Raw genomic sequence first — 16771 nt, 5'->3', positions numbered from 1 at the left:
TTTCTTTGCTCTCCAAACGTGCTGACCAACCATACTGGTAGTAGATTGGGATTCGCATATTGGCGTCCACGGCAAGGCGGAGTTTTCGCCAGATTCAGCGCTTTTCCTGATCGTGTTTTTTCACTTTCAACTCACCCTCATCGAAGACTTTCAAACCGGTGGAATCGATAACCAAATGAGCAATCTCGCCTCTCATAAAGTTTTTACACGAGATGCTGACGGATTTAGCCACTTGCTGACACAGGAATAATTTGGGCAACGGAGCGAAAGTTTCATTAAGACAAAAAAGGAATCAATGAATCCCTGAGCGGCCCGTAGTGTCAGGCGAAATACGCGTTTGAGCATCAGTACGGTAGAAATAGCCAGCTCATAATAACATTGCGGACGACCGTTTTGGTCCTTCGAACTAGGTCCGAATGGCCGATTCATCAAGCCAGAATGTCAGCGAGTCTTGATTGATAAGCGCCTTGGTGTAGGCTAGCCAATTGTTGATTTTGAACTTTTTTTGCCTCGGGATACCGCAAACTCGTCATGAATGTGATCCTGATTGCGGCTAAAAGTTCTATTTATCTAACAAAGCCGTCATGGCATACTCAGCTCTAACAGTAGTGTAAAATCAGCGGGATAGGCAAAATAAAACCGCCAAGCTTTCCGAATCTTTAGCGTTATCTTTATTATAAGATACGAGTATTGTCTTTTATCTATATGATTTTATTGAATTCATGCTAGTAAGTAACTTGCTGGTGAAGATAGGAAGGGATATCAATGGGTGATAACAGCTATAAATTCCAAAAATTAACGCCTGTCAACGATGTTGAGTTGGGTGTATATAAAAATGCTATAGATTTTGTTTTTGACAATGATGATCTAAAAAATATCGCAATATCAGGGCAATATAGCGCAGGAAAAAGCAGTCTTGTCGAATCCTATAAGAAAAGCCATCCGAAAATAAAGTTTGTTCATATTTCGCTTGCTCATTTTAGAGCGGCGGATCAGGCTGAAACCAGTGAACTCGAGAAACCCATTAATGAAACTGCGTTAGAAGGTAAAATTCTTAACCAGTTAATTCACCAAATTAATGCCGATAATATTCCTCAAACGAAATTTAAAGTAAAGAAGAAAGTAACATCTAAAAGTGTTGCTAAAAATACTTTTTTTATAGTGTTGTTTATTGCAATGATATTGCATATCACACTGTTTGATAAATGGAATAATTTTGTCCTGTTGTTATCCGATGGTTGGTTAAAAACGCTTTTAATATTCTCCACCGAACATGACTCTCTGTTAATTAGCGGCACAATATGCGCTATTTTATCCTATGTGTTTATCCATGTCTTAGTTAGAACACAAAAAAACAGGAACATGCTGAGAAAAATAAGCTTGCAGGGCAATGAAATAGATATTTTTGAAGAGAGTGAAGATTCTTATTTTGACAGGTATTTAAATGAGGTATTATATCTTTTCGAGAACGTTGATGCTGATGCTATTATTTTTGAAGATATGGACCGTTTTAATAGCAATCATATCTTTGAGCGTCTTCATGAAGTAAATAGACTGGTTAATATTCAACGTAGTCTGGCAGGACACAAAAAACCGACGTTACGTTTCATTTACCTGCTTCGCGACGATATCTTTATTTCTAAAGATAGAACCAAGTTCTTTGATTATATTATCCCTGTTATCCCTGTGGTTGATAGCTCTAACTCTTACGATAAGTTTATCTCCATCTTTGAAAAAGGTGATATTTTATCATTGTTCAATCAAAGATTCTTGCAAGGACTTTCATTATATATTGATGATATGAGGATATTGAAAAATATCTATAATGAATTCCTAATGTACTACAATAGATTAAATATAACCGAACTTGATTGTAATAAAATGCTGGCCGTCATTACCTATAAAAACATTTTCCCTAGAGATTTCAGTGAATTACAGATCAATCAGGGGATGGTTTTTACCATATTTAGTGAAAAGGAAAATATTATTAATCAAGAAATAAAAAAACTAGAAATGGACATTGACGATAAAAACAAAGAGATTGAGATAATAAATAATGAAATACTCAACTCTATTGATGAGGTTGATGCTATATATGATAGGAAGTTATCTCAATATAACAACAACCGTCATTACTATCAGACTGAAATAACCAATATAGAGAATGAAAGGAAATATAGAAAAGAAAATATTGAAAACAAAATTAATGGTAAAGCAGAAAAAATAAATGATGTATTATTGAAATTAAAAGATAATTTAGTTGACTCTAGAAATAGAAAACTCAAAGAAATCATAACAAGAGAAAATATTGATAAAGTATTTAAACTCACCTATACCAATGAAATCGGTGAGGAGCGAGATTTTAATGAAATAAAAAGAAGTGAGTATTTTGACTTACTCAAATACCTTATCCGCGATGGCTATATTGATGAAACCTACACCGACTATATGACCTATTTTTATGAGAATAGCCTGAGTCGGATTGATAAGATGTTTTTACGCAGCATTACTGATCAAAAAGGTAAAGAGTTCACTTATCAACTCAAGAATCCCAAGCTGGTTGTTGCCCGTCTTAGAGAGGTGGATTTTGAACAGGAAGAGGCGCTTAATTTTGATTTATTAACTTACCTGCTTCAAACACCAGTCCACGTGAATTTAATAAAAAGATTATTTAAACAGTTTAGAGAAGATAGAAGCTTTGAATTTATTCGTGACTACTTTGAAACGGAGAGGGCTCAGCCTGGCTTTATTAATAGATTAAATACGCTGTGGCCTGAGTTTTTTTCTTATGCCTTTAAAGAGAGCGAGTTTTCTGCTGATTGGGTTAAACGTTACTCAGTAGGCACATTTTATTATTCTGATAATAACGCCATTGAGGCAATTAACATTGATGATTGTTTGACCAATTACCTCTCTGATTCGACAGATTATTTGGCAATAACAGAGCCTAATGTTGACAAGTTAATTAGTGGTTTTAAGCTGCTTAATGTCTCTTTTGCCAGTATTAATTTTGAAAGCGCAAATAAAGTACTCTTTGATGCGGTTTATCAGCATTCGCTTTATAACATTAACGTTGCCAACCTGTCCCTAATGCTGAGTGAGGTTTATCAGCTTAGCAATAAAGACGATATTCGCCATAAAAACTATACGTTAGTGATGTCACAGCCTGATTCACCTCTGGCGAACTATGTTAATAACCATATTGGTGATTATATCGATACAGTGTTATCTGGCTGTAATGGCTCAATTATAGATGATGAAACTATTGTGTTATCTGTCCTTAATAATGAGGAAATATCGGATGAACAAAAAGACAGATATATAAACTCATTGAAAACACCAGTAGCCTCTCTAAATAAGGTTGAGAACGAATCCTTATGGTTATCGCTGTTGGATAAAGATATAGCGATTTGTTCTGAGGAGAATATAGTATCTTACTTTACAAGTGTTGATGGGTTAGATAATTCACTTATCGGATTTATCAATAGAACTGATGTAGAGCTTAATTTTTCAATTATCGACATTACAGACGAGCAAAAAAGAAAACTGTTTAGATCAATTATTATTTGTAATAATTTATCAAATTATAAATATGATAAATTAGTCTGTTCTCTAAATCTTCATTATAACTCCGCCTTTAGAATTAGCGATATTGCAAGCGATAAATTCAAGATATTAATAGATAAAAATATTATTTGCATGGATTTAGAGTCACTTAGTTTTATACGTGATAATTATCCTGAACAAGCTTTTTATTATATCAAAAAGAATATCGAAACCTACGTTAACATGATGACAGAAGAGAGTTTTATTTTAAATGAAGCTATATCGATACTTTCTTGGAAGGTTGATGATGATATAAAAATTAAGTTGTTCGGGTTTGTTAAAACGCCGCTTGCTATTGATGGTAAGGAGTACCCTCCTGCCGTTAATGATTATATTTTAGAAAATAATTTTGAATCAAAAGAACTCTTAAAATTGACGTTATCTTATAAAACCTGGGAAGTCTCCACTCAGTCAATTATTCTGAGCCGAGCAATACAGAACATATCAGCATTGATAGCAAGCCCCGATGATGTTTCTGAACCGTTACTAAAAGATTTGTTTACCGCAGAGGGTCTGGATAAGCAGGATAAAATAGCGTTATTAATCGCCTTGTTGCCGAGTAAGAATTTGAGTAAGGCAGTCTGCAAAGAGTATCTTGATATGATTGGTTTACTGGAGTTTAGTAAAATATTGTGGCGAGGCAAGCCAAAAATTGAGATTAATGCAACTAATCAAAATTTATTAACAGCATTAAGAGATAAGCACTTTTTCTCTGATTTCGAAGAGGATGAGGAAACCCCTTCTTATTATAAAATAATAAAACGACGTTCTATGTTTGATTCAGATAAATAGTGGTATATACCTTTCAACCGTTTGGGCACGTTTATCGTGCCCATTCTTTATACAAAAATCTAGGTTCCCCCTAAACCCATCAATATTTTTAGCCGCCATTAGCGCTGCATTATAAAAAGTCTCCCTGTCAGTCACGTCCTCAGACAATCCGTACACTTTCCAGCATACCTGCATGCGTCCTTTTGTTTAATACCCGGATCAGGGCCATTGTCCCCCCAATCCGGGCATCGTAATCCCGCAGTGTCAGATAACCACCGAACTATCATTCGTTTCATCGAGACGAACAAGCTGAACCTTCTCCGGCACAATTTCCAATACGGCAACCCAAAAGTTGCTCGGGGTCAATAAAGGACTCCGGGGAGACCAGTCGTTCTGGTCAATCCTGTCCAAGTGGTATTTCTCCACCAGTTGGTTAATTGCTTCAAACACCGGCACGTTGAGTTCAACCAGCTCCTGTACAACAGTATCGTCATGCAGGTTAGTATCGTTCAGCGTCAACCCGAAGTGTTTCTCCAGCAAATACGCCGCTATCGTCTGGTATTCACGAACTTCATGGGTATCCATCGCTAATTCCTCCGATATTGGCTCAGGCTACAGCCAGTGCCTGTTCACGTAAAATAAGGTACTCAAAGGCTTCACGGGCAAAACGGCTTGCCTGGAAGATGGCCTTTTTGTCTTCTTTCAGTGCCTTCAGCCATGATGCAATATAACTCTCATGCTGAACATCACCCTGGATACCCACTTCGGCGCACAGGAATGCCGAACCGATTTCCGCCACAAGCTCTTCGAACGCATACACCGGGTCCCCAAACCGACGTGAAGAAGACGTTATGCCTTCTCGCGCCAATCGGGAGACATGACCGGTAGAATGCACCAGCTCATGCAACAGCGTACTGTAGTAATCTGCCGGGCGATGGAACTGCACCGCTTCCGGCATCGTGATGCGATCTGCTCCAGCGCTGTAGAATGCCCGGTCTTGATACCTATGTACCACTGGTACGCCACTGCAGGCGATCACCTGCTCTGCCCGCTGAATACGCTCAATATCGTGTTGCTCTGGCGATTCTACTGCATCACCTGCCACACTCACTGGCGTCAACAGTTTCTCGGGTAAATTCTCACACTGCTCAACGTTGAACAGGTGAAAACTGGTCATGAAATTCCGCCTGGAGACCACGGCGTTACCCTGTTCGTCAAAAAGAGGCCTGCCCTGTTCGTCAGTCTCTTTTTTCTCGAACGGCTTGAACAGAGTCACTAGCGTCGATTTTTCGCCTTTGCGTACGTTACCGCCTACATCCTGTGCTTGTTTGAACGTCAGCCAGCGGTGTGAAGTAAACCCCTTCTCCGCTGCATCAATCCACAGCAGCAACACATTGATACCGCTGTAGGCTCGTCCAGTAATGGCGTTGGCCGGTAATCCGCTCATGCTGACAGAACGGCCACCGGCAACAGTACGCCACGGTTTGCGCCACGGGGACGTGCCCTTTTCCAGTGCCGCGACGATTTTATCCGTCACGACTTGGAACAGGTCCACTTTATCCTGGTGACGTGATACTGCCTTTTTCTTGGTTTGTTTCGTTGTCATGGTAAGTCCTCGCCATAAAAAACGGGGACTTACCCCCTTGCGGGAATAAATCCCCGCAAGGGTTGTCAGTGCTAGAATCGCATTAACCGATAATAGCGTCAGTTTGTTGAAGCCCTGGTGGTAACATCACCGCCAAATGGAGGTGGGTGTTTAACCAGTCAGAAATCTGCTGCCACTCGGTACGTTCGACCGTCGAATGAAGTGCGTAACACGTAGGGCAATAGTGGTTAACCAGTAGCAGTACCGCCATCACCATAAAATCGTAAGGATGATGGCCGGTATCACACTGACTTTGCTGTCGTTCGGAGGAAAACAACCGAACCAGGCAAAGAGGATCACCTGACAGGCCTGTGCCAAAATCACCGTTAAAGGAGATAACGCCCAGACCGACCATACTGTCGTCATACCTCAGTGGTTTTGTTCCACTGTGGTCATAGACAGTCAAGGGTTTACCCAGCCAGCAAAAACCCGACTCGTTGCGAACCCGATTATGCACTCGGGATATTGCACGGCACAGCTCACTCCAGGCCTCATGGGAAACCGTCTTGATATGGGTGAAGAAGTAACATCGACGCATTACCATCCCTCCAGAATTGCTCTTGATTCCTCTAGCCCCACTTCAAAGAAGTGGTCCCAGGCTCCAGAGCAAACCGTTCTGCCTAGAGCAATGACATCATCGAACAAAACTTTGCAGGACGGATGGGTATAACGGAGTGAATCCAACCCACATTTTTTAGCAAACGTTTGAGCCATATGACCAATCGCCCAAACGTTATCGGTAAAACCATCTTCATCCGGCTGTATGCCAATGCCCAATTTCTCGTGTGCTGCAATCACCAGCAAATCACCTTCAAGGTTCGCCAGTTCACACAAGTCATCGAGAGAAAAGGGGTTGTTGGCCTGGTTTGTCGTCATCATGGTAAGTTCCTTTAAAATTAAAAAAGGGACTTACCCCCGATAGGGAAGTCAGTCCCTATGGGTGAGTGAAATCAAAACATTGGTTTAGCTGCCCTGAGTTCGAACAACCTCTAATGCAGCCTCCAGCGTTAACCAGCAGATCCCCGTGTTGGCATCAAAGTCATGAACAGCCTGTTCAAGTACTACTATGGCTTCGTCATGGGTCGCCGTCTCGTCTTGAGACTGGCATCTTTAGCATCAGCATGAAAAAGTGTTATCCGCCGTTAATCACACAGCGAATGGCGTGCAAACCTCACAACATCGCTCGGAAATAACACTTCACCTTGTTCGTTGACCATCGCAATACGTTTACGCAATAAACGGTTGGCGCGAGCAAAACAACGCCGGTCACGTTCACTAGCCCTCTTGCAACTCAGATTTTCCAGTTCTGCAAGATGACGCTGCGCACTACCACACCATGAATACCGCTCATCATGCCCAACACTTGCGCAGAAATGTACATTCGCCAGGGTAAACATACGGTCTGCTGCATTCCGGTATTCTGCGGCAAGTACAAAAGTGGTCATTGATGTCTCCTTATGCAAAAAATAAGGGAACACCTATCCCTCGGCAGGAAAGCATGCTCCCTTGAGGGTGGGTCAATCAGATAGGATGCCAATTAAGACATGTTAGAAAAGTGTACCTTTATCGCAGTGAACTGCGATCCCCGCTTTCAAAGGTTCAGGGGGGTTACCACTCTAAAAGTGTTGCATTTCAGGTCCAGGCAACTGGGGTTTGACCACTGTACAGTGCTACCTTACAGGTCATGGCAGCATCGGGTGTTGTCGAAGACAACGATTGAACACATAAAATCGTACATAAATTAAACGAATTCAACAACCCCCTACTTTACAAAATTAGTATAAATTAAGATAATTAAGACTATTCACTTACTCTATTATACACCCTGGCAACATAATGCCCGCGTCCATCTCCATGCCCTAAATCCATTGAGACCATTGCTTCAGCTTCTTTGCGGCTCAATCCTTTATTCATATGATATTCCGTAGCGTCTCTGGAATAGGCATAGCGCAAACTATGTGGGGATTCCTTTCCCGTTAACCCTGCCCCTTTGAGAATATTTCGATACCGATCAATCGCAGAGTGCAAATTAGGCTTATCTATTAAACGCCCATTATTTCTATCAGCATATTTAATCGCTTCATTAACTACACGAATAACTGTATCGCGATCCACAACCGTGGTGTCCCTCGGGCGTCCACCTTTCGTTCCAAATACAACCCGTATGCGTTCATCACCTCGCTGTAATGCCCGCTGCCAGGTTTTTAGTGATTTGGCTGATTGAACCGTTTCTTCTGTTCTTAGCCCTAAATGTCGAGCTAATTGCATTGCGGCGGCAACCCCTTCGTCTTTATAATGTATATGTAGGAGTACTGCGTGATAGCGTTCGTTCGAAATAGCGACTTTTGCACCCTCACGGCTAGCACCTGACAGCCCAAGGGCTGAATTACTTAATCGTTCATGATCCGGATCGGCGAGTTTAGTTCTCCCCGCAGTGTTAAATATCGCCCTAATCGCGGCCATTTCATTTTGCATAGTGCGCTTGGAAATATTCACAGACTGACGGCTTTTTATATACAGCTCAACATGATTGATTTTTATATTACTGACATCACGGATTTGGATGTTTAATTTCAACATACTTTCGGCGAAACGCGACGCTATTCTGGCGCGATCAGCAACAGTTTTAAAACTTCCCCCTGACTTTCGCGCCAGTGTGATCAATTGCTTACTTGACTTATTATTGAGTCACTATATTTCTTACCTCATATCACCAACAAATTCACTGCCTAAAGGATTGGCTACTCTTTTTGAACGAGCACAACAAATCATAATCATGATAGATTCTAGTGATTTCAATAAATACACATCTAAAGCAATCTTTTAAAATAAAAAATTTAATGCAGTGCTTAATCAAAAATTTTTGACAAAAGTTTGAAGCATCAAGAGATTATCGTAGCACTGCATTAAATTAAAAGTCTTAACTATGTCTTCATATGATCGATAACTTGATTCATTTTCAACGTCAACCCGTACTTACTTAGAAGATTGGATACCATTACCCCTAGTTCAGCACGATGTTGCTCTGACTTAGCATTTTTATAGAGGCTACGAATTTCACTATCACTATTTGTGAAAGATAATAAACTGTCTGAAATATATTTTTTTAAATTAATATGCTCAACATAAACAGATTTGACCCCAGTATCAGCAATGCTAGAAATGAGATTTTCCAACTCTTCTGGACTATTTTTAAAATGTGGTAGCAAAGGACCAATGAAACAATATGTATTTATTCCATTTTCGTGTAATTCACTAAGAGTCCTAAGTCTACGAACTGTAGATGGAGCATTGACTTCAAGATGTCTACTTAATTTGTCATTAAGCGATGTAATAGTTAAGCCAACTTCAATATTTTTTATTTTTTTAATAACATCAATATCCCTTAAAATTAGAGGGGACTTAGTAAGGATACTTATTACTCCATCATAATTAGCCGCTGCAATAGCTTGCAATATCCCTCTAGTTAAACGATACTTGTGCTCACAATTTTGATAGGGATCAGTAACAGAACTCAAAAAAATACTTCCTCGAGTTTTATTTCTTAAAAGTTTTTGAAGATCCTTATTAAACAAATCCACTGCATTTTTTTTAACATATACATATTCACCCCAGGGGGTATTTTCCTCCCCAATAAACCGTCCCATAAAGCAAGCATAACAGTACATGCAAGCAAATGCACAGCCTGTATAAGGATTAACAACATAATCCGTGTCAGGTAGCTTTGATTTTGTAATAATACTTTTTGCTACGATTTCAGTTATTTTCATAAATTATCCTTAGAACCTACATTGCTACAATGATTGCGCTAGTTCATTTTTTGCAACATGTGATAAGTATATACCCATAGATACCGCAGCGACAAATGCTGCAAAACTTAACCCATACCAGAAGCCTTCAGCACCTATGCCACGAATGAATGCTAAATAATACCCCCCCCCAAGCCCAAAAACCCACAAACTCAATCCATAAATTACTGTAGGAACGGACGTTTTTTTGTACCCTCTGAGCAAACCACTTGTTACAGTTAATAATGAATCAAAAAAATGATAGCCAGCAACCAGCCGAATGAAAATAGATGCCGTTTTTACCAACTCTGAATTATCAGTATACAATGATGCTAGATATTCAGGAATAAAAACAAGTGTGAAACAAATGCCTAAACTAATGCCTGATGTCATAAATAGCGCAGTCCTTCTAACACTTCTAGAATCTTGCACATTTTTTTCTCCTATAGACTTAGCTAATAAAACGCTAGCTGCACTCCCTATAGAAAGTGGAACAAGATAACACAACAACGATATATTAGACGCAATCTGATAACTCCCAGTCACTATTACTCCCATTCTAGCAACTAAAAGACCAATAAATGTTAATGAGGTGAAATCGATAAAAAAAGTAAGTCCAATAGGAAAGCCTTTTTTAAAAAGCTCGGCTTGAAATTTAAAATTTGGCCGAGAAAACAAAACAAAAAAAAGCTCTCCTCCATTAATTTTATCTCTTTTCATAATAACAAACGCCAATGCAAGAACAATCCAACTAACAATCACAGTTGAAATAGCACAACCATAAACCCCTAACGCTGGGAATCCAATAAAACCATGAATAAGCACATAAGAAGTTATAATTTTAAGAATAAGACCTATAATATTCAGATACATAACATTCGCAGGTTTCAAAATCCCTGCGCAATAGGCAAAGTAAACTCTAAACATCATCAATGCTGGAACACTGAATAATACTATTATCAAATATCTTTTCACTATATATACATAATCATTAGGAAGGGAAGTTATATATAGAAATGGTTCTGGGAAAATAAGAAAAAAAAGTATAGGGATGCATAAAAAAATAGACAGCCAAAAACCTTGCCCTAAAACACCCACCATTTCATTTTTTTTATTTGCCCCAAATAATTGTGATACGTATGGCATTAATATATATAAAACACTTGAAAAAGTAATATACACCGTTGAATATATGTTAGAACTAACGCTTACTATCACAAGTGAGTCAGGTGATAGTTGACTTGCAAAAATAGTATCTATCACTCCATAAAGAGTGACGGCTAACTGACTTAATAGCACCGGCCAAGTCTGTTTTAATAAAGCTTTCAAATTTCCCAATTTAATTATCCTTACTATTATTCAGAAGATCTTCTAGATTATTTAAAATTGAAAGTTGAGCAAGCATAATATCATGAGTTTTCTCAGCTTTAAGATATACTCCTCCAAGAAAATTAAAATACCCTTTCTTTAAATCATAAGATTGCACTTCTTGCCCATCAAATAATCCTTTATTCCAAATAACTTCATACTTGACTCCCTTTGGAATTATCTTGCTTATATCAATATTTTTATTAAGTTTAGGTTTGGTTTTCCACGGACGTCCTGAAGCATCAGTAGGTACTAAAGCAACGGAACCTGTAGATTGTATATAATTACTATCTATCATAGTAGAGGGAATAGAATCTGACTTACCATATAAAAGTAACTCAACAAGAGAGCCTATTAAATCAACACCAAAGGCGTCTTCAACCATCATTGTTATCGAAGCTCCGGGTAATCTAGCGGCCGTTTCAATTAAACACATCTTGTTGTCTTTGAGTAATTTTATTTCTGTATGCGTGCCGCAACAACTCAACTTCATTGCATCTACTGCCTTTCTTGCCATATTTTCAATAAGTTTTCTTTTAAATGGTGATAATTCGCAAGGTGTCTGTAATCCAGTCTCTGTGAAAGGAGGTATGGTAGGCAACCGACTAGTAATCGAAACCGGATAATAAACACCATTAATTACAAACCCTTCGACACTTACATAATTACCGTAACCGGGTTCTTCATACCAACTATCTGTAGTAGCATCGATAATCTCTTCAGCTATAAACTCTGGTTTACGGAATGAGTCAACAACCCCAAGGCTTTTGTCATAACCAACCGTTGAAACTTTATCTAGCAATAACTGGAATTCAATTTCAAAGTCTGATTTTCTATTTATAAGCGTGTGGCAATAGGAACCTGCACCTTCGGTTACTTTAATTATGAAAGGTGTATTCAATGTTTTAAGTAAATTAGATGTATCAGTAGCTGCTGTTAGTTTCAAATATTTAGGATTAGGAACACCAGCCTCGGAGAATGACTCCCTCATTAAAAATTTATTACGCGAGCGTTTTACATTTACTCCAGCCCCTCTTAAATTTAATTTTTCCGCAGCCATTGATACAGCGACCACACTAAACTCATCAAGGGTTACTATTGCATCCGCATTAATTTTATTAGCATATTCTATAATTTCCAGTTCAAGTGATGCCTCATCAAAAAGCTCACTCGTAAGGTTAGGGATTATATTTACATCAACACAAAACTCAGTCAAAACATCTATTTTTTCTTGTGAAATAGGAGCAGCCACTAAGGCATAAACTCTTCCTTTTTTTATTATTCGTGGTAATGAATAGTCTAAAGAAGCACCTGCAATTCCAACGACATAACAAATTTTTTTCATTTAGTAAATCTCCTTATAAAAGTTTGGCGAGCAATAAAAATCTTACATAAAGAAATAATTGCCACTAAAATACCACCTATGGCTCCAAATATAAATGATGCATCCACTCCAAGGTAATTAATCGAGCCCCCCCATGCTAATATACCGAAAACATGACCAAATCCTTCAGATATTTTTAGTTCAGTTGAGCTATTACACTTGACGTTTGATAGAGACTGGATCATATATACTGTTCCACCTCCCAACCCTGTCATAAACCACCAGAAAGTCATAGATGCTATAGTATGATTATTCGCAAGCATTATAAGTGAAACAGCTGCAACTATATGTCCAATAAAAAGATAATTCCAGCTAGGTTTTATTATTCGCTCATATGCATTATATGCTGCCCAACCGATATAGAAAATCAGTCCTAGCCATGCTGAGTTTATCGATGTAAAAATAAAGAATGCAAGTGGTATAGAATATGCGTATGAGAAATAATGGAAATGATGTATTCCCATACATAAATTACCAACAATTCCAACGCTACCATCATACCACTGCAACGAAAAATTATCGCTTATATCCTCATCAAATCTAGTAGTAACTATCGCGATCATTGCCATGATACAAAGTATAACCAATAATATATACGGCAATATTGGTGATAAAACAAAGCCAATAGCTCTTGCTGTGAATTTTATTTTTTTAGTACTATGTTGTATAGTTTTATCTCTAACTTTCATTAGACAAAACCCAAAAATAAAACATCCAACAAAGACAAAAAAACCATTCATATATATAATCATAAATAGTGAGATTGTACCCAAAACAGCAAATAACTTTGTTGCATTAATCACAATTAACTCATTAACTAACTCTCCAAGCTTTAGAAATAAAAGGCAATAGAACAAAACTATAAAAGAGTTTTTTTCAAAATAAAATGTATCAATGACAATTCGGAGTTGCACGGAAAAAAATATCAATGTAAAGATTGAATATGCAAAATTTAGCTTTTTACTTTTATTGAGTTCATTCATTTTAGACTCCAATCAGGCTAATTGCATTGCGTGGGCAAAGAGCAAGACAGTAAGTGCAACCATCACAATTATTTATGAAGTCATATGGTTTAACAGAAAAAGAATCACAAACTTTAAATCTTTCACATACACCGCAGTCATTGCATTTTGATGAATCTATTATCGCTCTCATATCGAGAATCGGCTTTTGTTGTATTATTGTATTACCAGCGTTTGTCGAATAACTAACCCCTCTAATATCGCTTATTTTTTCAACGTGTTGTTTATCTAAATAATTATTAATTGATGAATTCAAATCTCGAATATATTTAAACCCACGTCGCATTAATATAGATGTAAGGTGAACTGTTGAAGCACCAAGCATTATACAGCGGATAATATCTTCCCAATGCTCGAGCCCTCCTCCGGCAGATAGGTTTTTATCTGTCGATCTATACAATCGCTGTGTCATATTAAATGTAAAAGGTAATAATGCTTCACCAGCTACCACACTGCCAGACCTATTAGTTTGAGAGTTATATAGTTGTCCATCAAAAAGAGGTGCTCCTTTGTTCCAAATGTCTATATATGGCTCTGTATTTATAGAGTCAATAAATACATAAGCATCTGACAAACTATTTTTCAACAAATTTTCGATTAAGTCATCATCCATCGCGATGTTAAGTTTAGGCATGACAGGTAAATGAGTGGATCTACAAATCCTATTTATCGCATCAACAAAAAAACACACCTCGTCATCATTAAGTTTTCTTAAATCTAGATAAAAAAAATCTAATTGAACGCCATCACATCCAGCATTTGAAACCTCACTTACTAGGTCAATCCATCTATCTATATCATGTTCATTTGAAAGTGCGGGATAAAAGACAGAGGCGTATATTGGAATATCTGATGAACTCTTCACCTCCTTAATTAGATTACATCCATAAGGTTTTGACAAAATTTCACATAAATAAGTAGATTTTAGATAAGTACCATACCCTTTTATCCATCTATATCTTTTCCTATCTTTTAATGTCTTTTCTACATCTGCATGCCATCCTATGGATTTAATAATGGCAGCGCCTGCACCAAACTTCGCAGCTTCTATAATATCACTACAACTTTTAGTGCTTGGCCCCGCACCAACAATTATAGGGCTGCACAGTTTTTTGCCCATAAAATCAACAAATAGCCTCTGACTCATATTATTCATCCTGATTAATTGCAATGGAGTTTATCAGCAGAATCAAATAATCTATCTTCAGGATTTATTTTATTTGAATTGATGAAACTAAATAATTTGCAATGTCCTTTATTTTCTTCTAATCGGCGATAATATCGTTGTGCTTTATCACCAGAAAGTAATACTTCCAGCCTATTTTGAACAATATCACCTAATTCCCAACAATCGTGAAGAACCTTACCACCACAACTATACGCCCACGGCGAAGCTAGCAATTTTCCATCAGGAGTTATACCAAATGACTCACTCAACATATCACATGGATTTTTATCCACATCAGATGGCACAATATTTCTAAGCGCACATTGTAGTTTAACAACTGGAGTGTGATATTTATTCTCCATTTCTTTCAAAATATCTATTGCTAATAAGTACTCTTCACGACTTGGAATTTTATCAATTTTTGTCGTTCCCCTACCAACAGGGAAAAGTCGCATGATAAGCAATTTGTCAATATTATATTCATTAAGTTTTAAATAAAGACGCTCGAGGTGTTCTCTGGATATAATATCTGTCGTTAAGGGTAATTCAGCACGTGTTTTGCATCCTAATTCTACGAATCTTCCTGCTCGTTTTAGATTACCCATTGAATAACCATTTGGTCTATTTGCAATATCCTTTAATGATGCGGCATCAAATGTGAAATTATATTCAGATATGAGTTCTGCAACTTGTTTTATATCCACCTTAGATGTACCTAACCCAGTAGCAGTCAAAGTAACATTATTTTTCCCCAATTTCTCAGATGCATAACCAAGTAAATCAAAGTTATCTTTTAAAACTAGTGCATCGCCTCCAGAAATATCAATCTTTGCATCATATCCTGATAAATTATCTATGATTTTCTTTTTATCCTCCAGAGACAACTCCTCACCACGTTCTACTCTTCTCATCGCTGCCTGCTCATAAATACTCATGTCAGACATATCATCTGGAAAAGTTTCAATAACTTCCAAGTTATTGTGTTTTATAAATATATCATTCCCAACCTTACCTACATGAACCGCATCCACACAACAAATTTCACAATCCCACGGGCAAACCAAAGTAGTATTGAAGATAACATCTACTTTTCTTTTTTTGATATCCATGTACACAATCCTTGTCATAATATTTTGTCATTTTAAATACTGATTAATTTACAATGTGTTTTTGCTGCCTATCATCTGACAGTAGTGTCATGGATATTTTTAGATCACTTAAGCAATACTTATTATTGATTTGGATCAACATATACTTAAGAAACAGTAAACATTGACACAAAACAACAAGAGAATATTTAACCGACATAACATAAAAATTAAGAATTAAATCTTGTAAAATTAGAGTTAAGCTGAATATAGGTAAAATACCTAAATCTGGCAGGCCTTACAAAGGATAAAATATTTTAATTATTCATAAGTTGCAACGGGTTTGGTAGACTCCTCAGAGTCATTTTAGATAGCTTAAATGAGGGTACCAATGAGCGGTAAAGGTTATCCCGAAGAATTAAAAACTGAAGCGGTTAGGCCGGTTGCTGATCATCGTCATTCCATTGTAAGCGTCGCAACCCGTCTTGATACAACCACACAGTCTCTAGACTTGGGTAAAAAATCCGGCCCTATTTATCAATCACTAAAATCTAATCAAAGATCCGCCAACTCTGGAAGGAACTGAAACGTATTACCGATAAACTGGACTGCTCTTACACAGCAATAGTTGATACAGTAGTAAGTGAGTAAGCTCTCCATCTTAGGTGACTTACATGCCAAAACCAACATTAGCAATAATGAGTATTTCTGTTTCGAGATTTAAAAATTTGGAAAGCAAGTAAAGAAAAAATTCGTGAATAGCAGCATTACCTAGCTGTACGATGGGATAATGCAGCTCAATAGTGTCCCACTTAGCCTTAAGCTATAAGGGTTACCAGCTACGAACCTCAAGGTTGAACACAGGCGAAAGTTGCGAGTGCACGATTCCAGTCTAGTTAAAAAAAAACCAAATCGTCAACTGTAATGGCAT

Annotated in this window: 12 protein-coding genes and 2 pseudogenes; 1 reads left to right on the top strand and 13 read right to left on the bottom strand. The window is 37.6% G+C overall.

What is annotated here, in order from left to right:
- Positions 1-97: 97 nt before the first annotated feature.
- Positions 98-517, bottom strand: a pseudogene (locus EL015_RS03835) (transposase); the annotation flags it as partial.
- Between the two features lie 248 nt (positions 518-765).
- On the opposite strand from EL015_RS03835, the gene EL015_RS03830 reads away from it, so the two are divergent.
- Positions 766-4398, top strand: coding sequence for a YobI family P-loop NTPase (locus EL015_RS03830; RefSeq protein WP_005192587.1), 3633 nt, complete (start codon positions 766-768; stop codon positions 4396-4398).
- Between the two features lie 243 nt (positions 4399-4641).
- Here EL015_RS03830 and EL015_RS03820 read toward each other — a convergent pair whose 3' ends face one another.
- The 12 genes and pseudogenes from EL015_RS03820 to EL015_RS03765 form a co-directional block, all read right to left on the bottom strand.
- On the bottom strand, positions 4642-4962 hold the full coding sequence (locus EL015_RS03820; protein WP_005192595.1) for a TA system toxin CbtA family protein: 321 nt from the start codon (positions 4960-4962) through the stop codon (positions 4642-4644).
- Positions 4963-4984: 22 nt separating this feature from the next.
- Positions 4985-5983, bottom strand: a complete 999-nt coding sequence (locus tag EL015_RS03815) for an ArdC family protein (RefSeq protein WP_032907943.1) — start codon at positions 5981-5983, stop codon at positions 4985-4987.
- A gap of 82 nt (positions 5984-6065) precedes the next feature.
- Complete coding sequence (locus EL015_RS03810; RefSeq protein WP_032907945.1) at positions 6066-6560, bottom strand: hypothetical protein; 495 nt, start codon at positions 6558-6560, stop codon at positions 6066-6068.
- On the bottom strand, positions 6560-6901 hold the full coding sequence (locus tag EL015_RS03805) for a hypothetical protein (protein ID WP_005192606.1): 342 nt from the start codon (positions 6899-6901) through the stop codon (positions 6560-6562). The genes EL015_RS03810 and EL015_RS03805 overlap by 1 nt, the downstream gene beginning before the upstream one ends.
- A 263-nt stretch (positions 6902-7164) precedes the next feature.
- Positions 7165-7467 carry a hypothetical protein gene (locus EL015_RS03800; protein WP_005192608.1) on the bottom strand — a complete coding sequence of 101 codons (303 nt, stop codon included), beginning with the start codon at positions 7465-7467 and terminating at the stop codon, positions 7165-7167.
- A gap of 355 nt (positions 7468-7822) precedes the next feature.
- Positions 7823-8704: pseudogene (locus EL015_RS03795) on the bottom strand (integrase domain-containing protein); the annotation flags it as partial.
- Positions 8705-8946: 242 nt separating this feature from the next.
- Positions 8947-9792: an SPL family radical SAM protein gene (locus EL015_RS03790; protein ID WP_005193263.1), complete on the bottom strand. Its 846-nt coding sequence runs from the start codon at positions 9790-9792 to the stop codon at positions 8947-8949.
- Positions 9793-9816: 24 nt separating this feature from the next.
- Positions 9817-11148: an MATE family efflux transporter gene (locus EL015_RS03785; RefSeq protein ID WP_005193266.1), complete on the bottom strand. Its 1332-nt coding sequence runs from the start codon at positions 11146-11148 to the stop codon at positions 9817-9819.
- A 1-nt stretch (position 11149) separates the two neighbouring features.
- A complete protein-coding gene (locus EL015_RS03780) occupies positions 11150-12523 on the bottom strand; it encodes an ATP-grasp domain-containing protein (RefSeq protein WP_032908020.1) in 1374 nt (457 codons plus the stop codon).
- Positions 12520-13545, bottom strand: coding sequence for a hypothetical protein (locus EL015_RS03775; protein ID WP_005193269.1), 1026 nt, complete (start codon positions 13543-13545; stop codon positions 12520-12522). Before EL015_RS03775 ends, EL015_RS03780 begins: the two co-directional genes overlap by 4 nt.
- 1 nt (position 13546) lies before the next feature.
- Positions 13547-14731, bottom strand: a complete 1185-nt coding sequence (locus EL015_RS03770; protein ID WP_032908021.1) for a hypothetical protein — start codon at positions 14729-14731, stop codon at positions 13547-13549.
- 14 nt (positions 14732-14745) lie between these two features.
- Positions 14746-15861 carry a radical SAM protein gene (locus EL015_RS03765; protein ID WP_032908022.1) on the bottom strand — a complete coding sequence of 372 codons (1116 nt, stop codon included), beginning with the start codon at positions 15859-15861 and terminating at the stop codon, positions 14746-14748.
- Positions 15862-16771 lie beyond the last annotated feature (910 nt).

The organism is Yersinia intermedia, assembly GCF_900635455.1.
Taxonomy (GTDB): domain Bacteria; phylum Pseudomonadota; class Gammaproteobacteria; order Enterobacterales; family Enterobacteriaceae; genus Yersinia; species Yersinia intermedia.
This window is presented reverse-complemented; position numbering and strand designations above follow the sequence as displayed.

Bases quoted from the DNA above. Each gene is read 5' to 3' on its own strand.
- EL015_RS03830 (WP_005192587.1), top strand. From the start codon at position 766: ATGGGTGATAACAGCTATAAATTCCAAAAATTAACGCCTGTCAACGAT.
- EL015_RS03820 (WP_005192595.1), bottom strand. From the start codon at position 4,962: ATGGATACCCATGAAGTTCGTGAATACCAGACGATAGCGGCGTATTTG.
- EL015_RS03815 (WP_032907943.1), bottom strand. From the start codon at position 5,983: ATGACAACGAAACAAACCAAGAAAAAGGCAGTATCACGTCACCAGGAT.
- EL015_RS03810 (WP_032907945.1), bottom strand. From the start codon at position 6,560: ATGCGTCGATGTTACTTCTTCACCCATATCAAGACGGTTTCCCATGAG.
- EL015_RS03805 (WP_005192606.1), bottom strand. From the start codon at position 6,901: ATGATGACGACAAACCAGGCCAACAACCCCTTTTCTCTCGATGACTTG.
- EL015_RS03800 (WP_005192608.1), bottom strand. From the start codon at position 7,467: ATGACCACTTTTGTACTTGCCGCAGAATACCGGAATGCAGCAGACCGT.
- EL015_RS03790 (WP_005193263.1), bottom strand. From the start codon at position 9,792: ATGAAAATAACTGAAATCGTAGCAAAAAGTATTATTACAAAATCAAAG.
- EL015_RS03780 (WP_032908020.1), bottom strand. From the start codon at position 12,523: ATGAAAAAAATTTGTTATGTCGTTGGAATTGCAGGTGCTTCTTTAGAC.
- EL015_RS03775 (WP_005193269.1), bottom strand. From the start codon at position 13,545: ATGAATGAACTCAATAAAAGTAAAAAGCTAAATTTTGCATATTCAATC.
- EL015_RS03770 (WP_032908021.1), bottom strand. From the start codon at position 14,731: ATGAGTCAGAGGCTATTTGTTGATTTTATGGGCAAAAAACTGTGCAGC.
- EL015_RS03765 (WP_032908022.1), bottom strand. From the start codon at position 15,861: ATGGATATCAAAAAAAGAAAAGTAGATGTTATCTTCAATACTACTTTG.